This is a genomic window from Microbacterium ginsengiterrae (assembly GCF_014205075.1).
Taxonomy (GTDB): Bacteria; Actinomycetota; Actinomycetes; order Actinomycetales; family Microbacteriaceae; genus Microbacterium; species Microbacterium ginsengiterrae.
In genome coordinates this window covers 1,924,349-1,936,193 of the sequence record NZ_JACHMU010000001.1, presented here as the reverse complement: position 1 = coordinate 1,936,193, position 11,845 = coordinate 1,924,349, and the positions used below count along the sequence as shown (strand labels likewise).

Sequence of the window (11,845 nt, the reverse complement as noted above, 5' to 3'; positions counted from 1 at the left end):
ACCAACCGCACGCGCGAACCTATCTGAATGATCGACCCAGGCTCTCGTTCGAGAAATGGCAGCCCACGGAACGCAGCATCGGAGCCAACCTTGATGCCTCTCAGACGTGAAGCATATACATATATCGGCGTGTATACGCGGCTCAATATAGCGTGGAGTGATCGTCGAAACTGGAACACGTCATCACTTTCCAATTAGAATTTTTAGAAGGTATAAGGCGTGAACCGAAACTAGTTGGACCGGCCACATCGGGGTTCCGTGAGACTTCAAGTATTGGAGCTTTTCCCGGAACGGGTAGCCCTTTGGTCCGAACAGTAGTGCGATGCGCTGGCGACGGGGGAGGCTCGAGTCTTGAAACGTCCCCTTCACGGTATTGCGATCAGTTTGGCCCACGTAATTGGGGGCCAACAACACGGGTGTCCCACTCTCGGTTGCACGTAGCCCGAGGTCGAAATCGCCATAATGGTGCGTATAGTGAACACTCATTCCCCCGAGTCGCCGATATACTGCAACCGGAAACAGAACAAGATTTCCGTTGAACGAAGAAACCGGGAGTGCAGTTCCAGTCGGATCGACCTGCCGCAACCGCATGAACCCCCATTTGTCGTTACGAACGACGCCCGAGTACGTGGTATCGCCAGAACCGTGCGTCGACTGGAAAGCGCCAACCGCGATCGCATCACCGTTGGCCGCTTCTATCACCCGCAGAAGGTCATCAATCGCCGACTCAAACAACTGGGCGTCATCATTGATCCATAGCAGGTAGTCCGGGTCTTTCGAGAGTGCAGCGGCCTCCGCCCGCCTCATTGCAGCTCCCCAGTAAAGTGATCCGTCGCCCTGGATGACCTCGATCCATGGAAATTCTGATCGCAACATCTCTGGGGTTCCATCGGTTGATCCGTCGTCGACGACGGTGGCGGAGAGAGAGTATGACGAACCGCAGCGCCGGTCGGCGAGATACTGCAGCGCCTGCCGTGTCGTGTCTCGACGATTCCGCACGGCGGCTATCGCGTGGATTCTGATTGTCTGCCGGGTCATTGGGGCGCCTTCACTGTCTGACGATCTCAGCGGTTCTTTATGAATCGATGCGCCACATTGAGCGTGGGTGGTATCCACGCTCAATCGCGCACTCGGAATTTGCATCGCGAGCGCCGGAGGCACCCAGTCAGTCAGCGTACCAGCGGCCTAGATCCGCACCGTCCTCGATGTCTCTGCCTCATGGCGCACGCGCTGTCCGACCGATCGGGTGCTGAGAATCCTTTTATCATCAGCTAGAGACCCGCGTCAGATGCATAGTCAAGTTCCGCTGCAGAGTCGGCCCCGATGACGGGGTTGAGTCCGGCACAATCGTCTGTGAGTACGGCAGCCGACGCGCGGCCGTGGCCGGAATGTGTTCGTTAGCCGATGTACTCTTGGCGCAGCCCGGTCGACAACGGCCAATGCGTATTAGAAATGAGGAACCGTGCTAGTCAGCGTCGTGATTCCGACGACCGGTCGGTCGTCGCTGGATCGGGCGATCGAGTCGGTCAATGGCCAGACCTTCCCTCGTCAAGACATTGAGATTGTCATCGTTATTGACGCGCCAGAGCCGACTCCGGCTACGACCCCGGTGCGCAATCCACTTCTCACGCCTCAGGACCAGGTCGTCTACACAGGCGGCGTCCGCAACGGCGGGTACGCACGCCAACTCGGCACTGCGAAGGCCAGGGGCGAATGGATCGCTTACCTCGACGACGACGATCAGTGGGAGTCTCAGAAGCTCGAGCTTCAACTGGCCGCGGTACCCGTCGACTCGCCCCCGGTTCTTGTCACTGGCAAGGTGGTCGAGGTTTCAAATTCCGGATCTGTGACCGACGCGATCCCAGCACAGGCGTATGCATCAGGCCCAGTAGAAGACTATCTGTTTCGCCGTCGAGGTCCCGTTGCTGGGCGCGCATCGATATTCACCTCCACAATCCTCCTACCGCGCGATCTCGCGGAAGAGGTCGGATGGCAGACGGACCTCCCTCGACATCAGGACTGGGATTTCCTCGTACGCGCCCAACGTGCCGGCGCGAAGGTGATCCAGGTCGAAGCTTCAGTCGCGCGAATCGCGGTTGGAAGCCCGGGATCAATATCCGCGGGCGCAAGATGGCGGGAATCGCTGAAATGGGTGCAAGACGTCAGTGCAGATTGGTCCGCAACCACGGCGGTCGATTTTGTCGCTGGCCAAACGCTGCGGTACGCGCTGCAAGCTCGTTCTCTCTCGGGTATCCGCGCGTGCGTGGTATTCGCGCTCCGTCGACGGAGATGGCCCTCAGTCCAGAGCCTGAGCCTGGGCTTGGCCGGCGCGATCCCCCGCTCGATCCTCGAACGCGGATTCTTCATCCTGTCGAGGAGAAGAGAAGCAACCCACTGACGTAGGAGCGGCCGAGTAGGTAGAGCAGGCTCTGCTTCGAGGACGGTGAGCCCACTGGCACCGCACCGCTTTCTCCACAGGAGCCACCTCGAGGACCTCTCCGTTGCGTGCGAGCCTTGAACGCGCATACCTGCGGATTGCGTGTTTCCGATCGTCCCTTGAACTGACGCCGAGGCATCCGTTTTCCGAGTTCTCCGCCCGGCCGAAGGTGCTTGCCCGCTGGCGCCGAAGCATCTTGAACTCTCTACTAAGCTGACCTGCGAGGCGTCTATACCGCGTCTGACAATCCTGTCCACCAAAAGGGGAGACTCCGTGGCTAAGCGCGCACTCATTACCGGCATCACGGGCCAAGACGGCTCGTATCTCGCTGAACTGTTGCTGGCCAAGGGGTACGAAGTCCACGGCTTGATCCGCCGCGCATCCACGTTCAACACTGCTCGTATCGACCACCTGTACGTCGACCCTCATGACCCGAATGCAAAGCTGTTTTTGCACTACGGCGACCTCAGCGACGGTGCGCGCCTCGTAACGCTGATGGCTGAGATCAATCCCGATGAGGTCTACAACCTCGCGGCGCAATCGCACGTGCGGGTTTCCTTCGACGAGCCAGAGCACACGGCCGACACGACAGGCACTGGAACGATCCGACTCCTTGAAGCCGTGCGGCTGTCTGGGATCGACACGCGTTTCTATCAGGCGTCGTCATCCGAGCTCTACGGAGCGACCCCTCCCCCGCAGAGCGAGACAACCCCGTTCTATCCGCGGTCGCCATACGCCGCAGCCAAGCTTTACAGCTACTGGATCACCAAGAACTACCGTGAGGCTTACGACATGTTCGCGGTGAATGGCATCCTGTTCAACCACGAGTCACCTCGTCGAGGCGAAACTTTCGTCACCCGCAAAATTACTCGCGCCGTGGCGCGCATCAAGGCCGGGGTTCAGAAGGACCTGTACCTCGGTAACCTCGAGTCGGTTCGCGACTGGGGTTATGCCGCCGAATATGTCGAAGGCATGTGGCGCATGCTGCAGGTCGATCAGCCGGACGACTACGTGTTGGCGACCGGGGTCGGGATGACCATCAAGGACTTCTTGACCACGTCGTTCGAGCACGTCGGTCTGGATTGGCAGGAGTTCGTCAAGTTCGATGAACGGTATCTGCGTCCGACCGAAGTGGACGCCCTTATCGGCGACTCCTCGCGTGCGCAGGAGAAGCTGGGCTGGACGCCGACGGTCGACGGCTTCGCTCTCGCGAAGCTGATGGTCGATGCAGACGTTGCCGCCCTCGAGCACGAGGGACGACATTGGATCGACACCGTTTCGCTCGAATCCTGGAGCAAGAAGTGACGAAAGCCAGCGACGGCGTCGATTACACGCCCCAGGAGCTCGACCGTGACGCCACCTTCTACGTTGCGGGTCACCGCGGACTCGTCGGGTCCGCGATCGTTCGCAAGCTCGAGTCGTCCGGCTTCACGAACATCGTCGGCAAGACATCCGCGCAGCTGGACCTGAAGAACCGGGATGACGTCTTCGACTACTTGGGTGAGATCAAGCCCAAGTACATCGTGCTCGCTGCAGCCAAGGTTGGAGGGATCCTGGCGAACAGCACTTATCCGGTCGATTTCCTGAGCGACAACCTGCGCATCCAGTCGAACGTCCTCGACGCAGCACTCGCCAACGACGTCGAACGCGTTGCGTTCCTTGGTTCGTCCTGCATCTACCCCAAGTTCGCCGAACAGCCGATCCGTGAAGATTCACTGCTGACGGGTCACCTCGAGCCCACTAACGACGCGTACGCGATTGCCAAGATCGCGGGGATCATGAACGTTCAGGCCGTCCGTCGTCAGTACGGGCTTCCGTGGATTTCTGCGATGCCCACGAACCTGTACGGGCCAAACGACAACTTCTCGCCGAAGGGCTCGCATGTACTCCCGGCGCTGATCCGTCGGTATGACGAGGCAGCTCGCTCGGGCAGTACGTCTGTGACGAATTGGGGGACCGGAACCCCTCGCCGTGAGTTCCTACACTCCGACGACATGGCAGACGCGGTATTGCACCTCATGGAGCATTACGACGGACCCGAACAGGTCAATGTTGGTACTGGCACCGACGTGACGATCCGTGAGATCGCCGACACGATTGCTGACGTCGTCGGGTATCAGGGCGAGACCGAATGGGACACCTCTAAGCCAGACGGCACCCCGCAGAAGCTTCTCGACGTGTCGAAGCTCGCGGAAGCCGGTTGGACTTCGAAGATCGACCTTGCCGAGGGGCTGAACCGCACTGTCGCCTGGTACCGCGATCACGCCGCGAACCTTCGCAGCTGACCTCAGCTGAGTGATGAGGAAAGCATCCGACCGAGCAAGTCCTCACATCCCGGCCATAGCGGCTCTGGCAGAGCGTCCAGGCTGAAGAACTCAAAATCGAGCGCTTCGTTGCGCGGCGTGGGGTCGCCCATCAATGACGTCACGAAGGATAGCCCAATGGCATGCTTCCGCGGGTCGGTACCGAACGCCCAATCGACGACCGGTGCGACCTCCGGAGGAAACCACTGATACACCCACGCAGGTTGAGGGTCCTCAGGGATGTCAACGCGGATAGAGAGAGTATCCAGGGCGTGCCGTTGGATCGCTTGCGCGATGGTCTCGCCGTGACGGATGCGTCCGCCGAGATGACACCACACCTGACCGAACGGCGAATCTCTCAAAATGAGGCCGACCTCGGCGCTTCCGGCTCGCGACTCACGCACCGGCACGAAATCAACGCAGGCAAGCGGGACGGAACGCTCGAGAGTGGCATACAACTCAGGTGGCAAGAAAGACATGAATCGAGTCTGCACGACCTTGGTCGTAACAACACTCTGATATGCATGATGGGTCCAACAGAAGGAGCGCAGTGAAACTTTCAGTCATCGGTTGTGGTTACCTCGGTGCGGTGCACGCCGCCGCGATGGCATCCATCGGGCACGAGGTCGTCGGAATCGACGTCGACGAGCGCAAGGTCGCTTCGCTGTCTAAGGGCGAAGCACCATTCTTTGAGCCCGGTCTCCCCGAGATCCTCACTGAGGGAATCTCCTCGGGCGACCTGCGGTTCACGACCGACATGGCTGCGGCCAAGGGCGCCAAGGTGCACTTCATCGGAGTCGGAACTCCACAGAAGAAGGACGGGTACGCCGCCGACCTCACGTATGTCAACGCTGCGGTCGACGCCCTCCTCCCTCACCTGAGCCCAGGCGACATCGTTGCCGGCAAGTCGACCGTTCCCGTCGGGACAGCTGCCGAACTCGCCCCGCGCATCGAGGCCACCGGCGCGACCCTCGTGTGGAACCCCGAGTTTCTTCGTGAGGGTTGGGCCGTGCAGGACACGATCGACCCCGACCGCCTGGTCGTCGGCGTGGCGGACGCGCCGGCGGACGGCCTCGAGGCGAGCGCTGCGGCGCAGGTACTGCGCGAGGTGTATCACACGGCAGTCGCCAAGCAGACGCCGTTCATCGTGATGGACCTCCCGACTGCCGAGCTCGTCAAGGTGTCGGCCAATGCCTTCCTCGCCACGAAGATCTCGTTCATCAACGCCATGGCCGAGATCGCCGAGACGGTCGGCGCGGATGTCACGCAGCTCGCCGATGCAATCGGTCACGATGCTCGAATCGGTCGGAAATTCCTCGGGGCTGGCATCGGCTTCGGCGGCGGTTGCCTGCCCAAAGACATCCGTGCCTTCTCCGCCCGCGCCGAAGAACTCGGCCGCGGTGAGTCCGTGTCGTTTTTGCGCGAGATCGATGCGATCAACCTGCGTCGCCGCGAGCGCGCCGTACACCTCGTCGTCAACGCTTTCGACGGCGACGTCGTAGGCAAGAAGGTGACCGTGCTCGGCGCGGCCTTCAAGCCGCACAGCGACGACATCCGCGACTCCCCCGCCCTCGACGTCGCCGTACGCCTGCGCGGCTTGGGCGCCGACGTCACCGTCACCGACCCAGAGGCGCTCGACAACGCCCGGCGCCAGCATCCGCAGCTCACGTATGTCGAGGACCGTGACGAGGCCCTCCGCGGAGCCGATGCGGTCGTCGTCGTCACCGAGTGGGACGAATACCGCCGCCAGCTCTCACCCGAGCACGCCGCCTCGCTCACCGCCGGAACCATCGTCATCGACGGCCGCAACTGCCTGGATGCCGCCGCCTGGCGCGCCGCCGGCTGGACGTACTACGGAATGGGTCGACCGTAGGGGGCGCGCTCAGCGCCGAATAGCGCTACGCTCACCGAATAGTCCGTATAGGGGAACGGAAGATTCGTGAAGGGCATCATTCTTGCCGGCGGGTCCGGCACGCGACTGCATCCGATAACACTGGGGATTTCGAAGCAGTTGATCCCGGTGTACGACAAACCGATGATCTACTACCCGCTGTCCACACTCATGCTCGCGGGCATCCGAGACATCCTGGTGATCACGACGCCGCATGACGCGGCGCAGTTCGAACGGCTCCTCGGCGACGGGTCGCAGTTCGGGATCACCCTGACGTTCGCGCAGCAGCCGTCTCCGGACGGGTTGGCGCAGGCGTTCACGATCGGCGCGGACTTCATCGGTGATGACTCCGTCGCGCTCGTCCTCGGCGACAACCTGCTCTACGGTCCGGGGCTGGGCAGCCGTCTGTCGCGGTTCAAGGACATCGACGGTGGTGCGATCTTCGCGTACTGGGTCGCCGAGCCGCAGGCGTACGGCGTTGTGGAGTTCGATGACGACGGTCGCGCGGTGTCTCTGGAGGAGAAGCCGGCGAATCCGAGGAGCAACTACGCGGTGCCGGGGCTGTACTTCTACGACAACGACGTGGTCGAGATCGCGCGAAACCTCACGCCGTCGGCGCGAGGAGAGTACGAGATCACCGACGTGAACCGCGCGTATCTCGAGCGCGGGAGCCTGCACGTCGAGGTCCTCCCCCGCGGAACCGCGTGGTTGGACACCGGGACGTTCGACCAGATGACCGACGCCGCCGACTACGTCCGCACGATGGAACGACGCACGGGCATGAAGATCGGGATGCCGGAAGAGGTCGCCTGGCGACTGGGACATCTCAGCGACGACGATCTCCACGATCGCGCGCAGAAGATACTGAAATCCGGGTACGGGTCGTACCTGCTCGACCTTCTTCAGCGACCGAACCGATGATGCGTCTGCTCGTGACCGGTGGTGCCGGGTTCATCGGCTCCAACTTCGTCCACCACGTCATCGACCACACCGACCACCAGGTGACGGTCCTCGACGCCCTCACCTATGCCGGGAACCGGCAGTCCTTGGACGGGCTCCCCGCCGACCGGGTCACCTTCGTGCACGGGGACATCACCGACGCCGCCCTGGTCGACGAGCTGTTCGCCGACGTCGACGCCGTGGTCCATTACGCGGCGGAGTCGCACAACGACAACTCGCTGAACGATCCTCGCCCCTTCCTCGACACGAACATCGTGGGCACGTACACGCTGCTCGAAGCCGCACGCGTGCACAGGACGCGGTTCCACCACATCTCCACCGACGAGGTCTACGGCGATCTCGAACTGGACGACCCGGAGCGGTTCACCGAGAACACCCCGTACAACCCGTCCTCCCCGTACTCGTCGACCAAGGCCGGCAGTGACCTGCTCGTGCGAGCATGGGTGCGCTCCTTCGGGGTGCAGGCGACGATCTCGAACTGCTCGAACAACTACGGCCCGTACCAGCACGTGGAGAAGTTCATTCCCCGTCAGATCACCAACGTCCTCCGCGGCATCCGCCCGAAGCTCTACGGCGTCGGCGAGAACGTGCGCGACTGGATCCACGCCGACGACCACTCCTCCGCCGTCCTCACGATCCTCGAGCGGGGGCGTATCGGGGAGACCTACCTCATCGGTGCCGACGGCGAACGCAGCAACAAGGACGTCGTCGAGCTGATCCTCGAGACGATGGGTCAGCCCCGCGACGCGTACGATCACGTCACCGACCGGGCCGGCCACGATCTGCGCTACGCGATCGACTCCCGCAAGCTGCGCGAGGAGCTCGGCTGGGCGCCGCAGTTCTCCGACTTCGAGTCGGGCCTTGCCGCCACGATCGCCTGGTACCGCGAGAACGAGGCCTGGTGGGCGCCGGCGAAGGACGCCACCGAAGCCTTCTACGCCTCGAAGGGACAGTAGGCGCGTGGGCGAGATCGAGTTCAGCAAACCCCTCGCAGCGACGCCGACACCCATCCCAGGCCTGGTGGTGTTCGACCTGCCCGTCCACGGCGATTCCCGCGGGTGGTTCAAGGAGAACTGGCAGCGCGAGAAGATGACCGCCCTCGGGCTCCCCGACTTCGGGCCGGTGCAGAACAACATCTCCTTCAACGACGCGATCGGCACCACCCGCGGCATCCACGCCGAACCGTGGGACAAATGGGTGTCCGTCGCGACCGGCCGTATCTTCGGCGCCTGGGTCGACCTCCGCGAGGGGCCAACTTTCGGTGCCGTGTTCACGGCCGAGATCGACCCCTCCACGGCGATCTTCGTCCCACGAGGGGTCGGCAACTCGTACCAGACCCTCGAGGCCGACACCGCGTACACGTACCTCGCCAACGACCACTGGTCCCCCGACGCCGAATACGCCTTCCTCAACCTCGCCGACGAGACCGCCGCGATCGACTGGCCCATCCCGCTCACCGAGGTGGAGATCTCTGCCAAGGACAAAGCTCATCCGGGGCTCGCCGACGTCACTCCGGTGGCCCCGCGCAAGACCCTCGTCCTCGGAGCCGGCGGCCAGCTCGGCCGCGCCCTGCACGCCACCCTCGGCGACGCGGCACACATCGAATACGCCACCAGGGCCGACCTCGACGTCACCACGGGCGACCTCGCCACCGCCCGCCGGTGGCGCGACTATGGCACCATCATCAACGCCGCCGCATACACCGCCGTCGACACCGCAGAGACCCCCGAGGGCCGCGCAGCCGCATGGCAGGCCAACGCCGCATCCGTCGCCACCCTCGCACGCATCGCAGACGAGCACGGCATCACCCTCGTACACATCTCCAGCGACTACGTCTTCGACGGCACCGCCGACGGCGCCTACACCGAAGACGCCGCATTCAGCCCGCTCGGCGTGTACGGCCAGACCAAAGCCGCCGGCGACATCGCCGCCGCCACCGCCGCACGCCACTACATCACCCGCACCTCCTGGGTGATCGGCGAGGGGAACAACTTCGTCCGCACCATGGCCTCCCTCGCAGAGCGCGGCATCGACCCGAAAGTCGTCTCTGACCAGATCGGACGACTGACCTTCACCGACGACATCGCCGCCGCCATCACCCACCTCCTCACGGCCCGCGCCCCCTACGGCACCTACAACGTCACCAGCTCCGGCAGGGCACGATCCTGGGCCGACATCGCCCGCGATGTGTTCCGCCTCGCCGGCCACGACCCGGCACGTGTGAGTGACGTCACGACGGTCGAGTACTTCGCCGGGGCGACGACACCGGTGGCACCGCGACCCCTCAACAGCGTCCTCGACCTCACCAAGATCACCGCGACAGGCTTCGTCCCCGGCGACGTCGACGCAGGGCTGGCTGCGTATCTCGCCGGTTCCGGCGAACGCTCAGGAGCAGAGTGACCGGTGACGGCGCGCGGTCGCCACGCCAGCTATCGTGGCAGGGTGAGTTCTGAGAGCCTGTCCGCACAGCGGCGACGACGTGCCGGACGGGTCACCGCGTGGATCCTCGGCGGCATCCTGCTCCTGGCCGTTCTCGGAACGTTCTGGATCGGCATCCGGGGCTTCCTCGCCTACCAGCACCTGAACGATGCGCGAGCGACGGCGGCAGACGCGGCATCCGCTCTCGCCGCCCCTGCGACCGCCTCCGAACTCATCCGCGAGGTGTCCGCCGACACCTCCACCGCGCACGAGCTGACGAGCGACGTCGTCTGGAAGGCGGGCGAGCTGCTCCCCTGGATCGGCCCGCAGCTCGCGGCCGTCTCCACTGTTGCGAGCGCGCTCGACGACGTGGCCTCGCAGTCGCTGACGCCGCTGGCGTCTGTCGCCGGGTCGTTCTCACTCGACAGCATCCGCCCGCAGAACGGGGCGATCGACCTCACCGTGTTCGACGCGCTCGACGGCGCGGCATCCGAGGGCGCAGCCGGACTGGGCGCCGCCGCCTCGGTCATCGACGGTATCGACCAGCGGCCTCTCGTCCGCCCGGTTCGTGAGGCCGTCGACGAGGTCGGGGCGCTGCTCTCGCAGGCGTACGGAGCGGCGGACGCGCTCAACCGCGCCACGACGCTCATGCCCGCCATGCTCGGGGCTGACGGGCCGCGCAACTACCTGCTCATCTTCCAGAACAACGCCGAGTGGCGCTCGCTCGGCGGCATCGTCGGCGCCATGGTGCTCGTGCACACCGAGAACGGCAAGATCTCGCTCGAAAGTCAGGCATCGTCGTCGGACTTCACGCGCTACGACGAACCGGTCGTGCCGATGACGGACGATGAGATCCGCCTCTTCAGCGAGCGGCCGGCGTCGTACGTGCAGAACGTCACGCTCATGCCCGACTTCACCCGCGACGCGCCGATCATCGAGGCGATGTGGGAACGCGAGACGGGCATCGCGATCGACGGCGTGCTCTCGCTCGACCCCGTCGCGCTGTCGTACCTGCTCGACGCCACCGGGCCCATCGCGCTGCCGACCGGCGATGAGCTCACGAGCGACAACGCCGTGCAGCTGCTGCTCAACGAGGTGTACCTGCGGTACGAGGACCCCGCCGAGCAGGATGCGTTCTTCGCGGTCGCCGCGGCATCCGTCTTCGATGCGCTGACCGACGGAGGGGTCGACCCCGCCACGCTCGTCGCCGCGCTGAGTCGCGCCGGCGAAGAGGACCGCCTCATGGTCTGGAACGCCGTCCCGGAGGAGCAGGCCATCCTCGACGGCACGACCCTGCAGGGTGTTCGGGCGCCCCTGGATGCCGGCACCACCGACTTCGGCGTGTATCTCAACGACGGCACCGGCTCGAAGATGGACTACTACATGCAGGCGGATGCCGGTGCCGAGTGGTGCACCCCCGGCGAGGCCACGCTGCGTGTCACACTTCGCAACAACGCCCCGGCGGATGCGGCGAACCTCCCGAGCTACATCACCGGTGGCGGGAACTTCGGAGTGCCGCCCGGCGAGGTGCAGACCGTCTCGTACATCTACCTGCCCGCCGGGGCCGAGCTCGTCTCGGCGACCCTTGCGGGCAGCGAGGAATCCGCGCCCCTGGGCGGCGGGATGGACGACGGCCGGCAGGTGCTCACCTGGACCACACAGCTGGCACCAGGCGCCGAGTTGAGCCTCGATGTGACGGTGACCGCTCCGCCGACCACGGAGATCGTTACACGGTTGACACCAACAATTAACGCGAATGAGGGCATCTCCGTTTGCGGAAACCTATGAACTTCCCTAGATTCGAGAGGCATGATGTCGACGCCGAAAGGTTTCGAT

Annotated in this window: 10 protein-coding genes; 8 read left to right on the top strand and 2 right to left on the bottom strand. The window is 63.9% G+C overall.

The features are described 5' to 3' along the window. Window positions 1-183: 183 nt before the first annotated feature. On the bottom strand, window positions 184-1,038 hold the full coding sequence (locus tag HD600_RS09555; RefSeq protein WP_184283262.1) for a glycosyltransferase family 2 protein: 855 nt from the start codon (window positions 1,036-1,038) through the stop codon (window positions 184-186). Between the two features lie 424 nt (window positions 1,039-1,462). On the opposite strand from HD600_RS09555, the gene HD600_RS09550 reads away from it, so the two are divergent. From HD600_RS09550 to HD600_RS09540, 3 genes are all read left to right on the top strand, one after another. Beyond that, window positions 1,463-2,398 carry a glycosyltransferase gene (locus HD600_RS09550; protein WP_184283260.1) on the top strand — a complete coding sequence of 312 codons (936 nt, stop codon included), beginning with the start codon at window positions 1,463-1,465 and terminating at the stop codon, window positions 2,396-2,398. 312 nt (window positions 2,399-2,710) lie between these two features. Further along, on the top strand, window positions 2,711-3,742 hold the full coding sequence (gene gmd / locus HD600_RS09545) for a GDP-mannose 4,6-dehydratase (RefSeq protein WP_184283258.1): 1,032 nt from the start codon (window positions 2,711-2,713) through the stop codon (window positions 3,740-3,742). Further along, on the top strand, window positions 3,739-4,722 hold the full coding sequence (locus HD600_RS09540) for a GDP-L-fucose synthase family protein (RefSeq protein ID WP_338402206.1): 984 nt from the start codon (window positions 3,739-3,741) through the stop codon (window positions 4,720-4,722). Before gmd ends, HD600_RS09540 begins: the two co-directional genes overlap by 4 nt. A 2-nt stretch (window positions 4,723-4,724) precedes the next feature. Here HD600_RS09540 and HD600_RS09535 read toward each other — a convergent pair whose 3' ends face one another. Further along, on the bottom strand, window positions 4,725-5,219 hold the full coding sequence (locus HD600_RS09535) for a DUF4916 domain-containing protein (RefSeq protein ID WP_184283256.1): 495 nt from the start codon (window positions 5,217-5,219) through the stop codon (window positions 4,725-4,727). A gap of 71 nt (window positions 5,220-5,290) precedes the next feature. On the opposite strand from HD600_RS09535, the gene HD600_RS09530 reads away from it, so the two are divergent. From HD600_RS09530 to HD600_RS15200, 5 genes are all read left to right on the top strand, one after another. After that, complete coding sequence (locus HD600_RS09530) at window positions 5,291-6,613, top strand: nucleotide sugar dehydrogenase (protein WP_184283254.1); 1,323 nt, start codon at window positions 5,291-5,293, stop codon at window positions 6,611-6,613. Window positions 6,614-6,679: 66 nt separating this feature from the next. Beyond that, the gene (gene rfbA / locus HD600_RS09525; protein ID WP_184283252.1) at window positions 6,680-7,552 is read left to right on the top strand and encodes a glucose-1-phosphate thymidylyltransferase RfbA; all 873 of its coding nucleotides are present in this window, start codon (window positions 6,680-6,682) and stop codon (window positions 7,550-7,552) included. After that, window positions 7,549-8,547 (top strand): dTDP-glucose 4,6-dehydratase, encoded by a 999-nt coding sequence (gene rfbB / locus HD600_RS09520; protein WP_184283250.1) that lies wholly within the window; start codon window positions 7,549-7,551, stop codon window positions 8,545-8,547. The genes rfbA and rfbB overlap by 4 nt, the downstream gene beginning before the upstream one ends. Window positions 8,548-8,551: 4 nt before the next feature. Then, on the top strand, window positions 8,552-9,991 hold the full coding sequence (locus HD600_RS09515) for a sugar nucleotide-binding protein (RefSeq protein ID WP_184283248.1): 1,440 nt from the start codon (window positions 8,552-8,554) through the stop codon (window positions 9,989-9,991). Window positions 9,992-10,033: 42 nt separating this feature from the next. After that, window positions 10,034-11,797 carry a DUF4012 domain-containing protein gene (locus tag HD600_RS15200; protein WP_184283246.1) on the top strand — a complete coding sequence of 588 codons (1,764 nt, stop codon included), beginning with the start codon at window positions 10,034-10,036 and terminating at the stop codon, window positions 11,795-11,797. Window positions 11,798-11,845 lie beyond the last annotated feature (48 nt).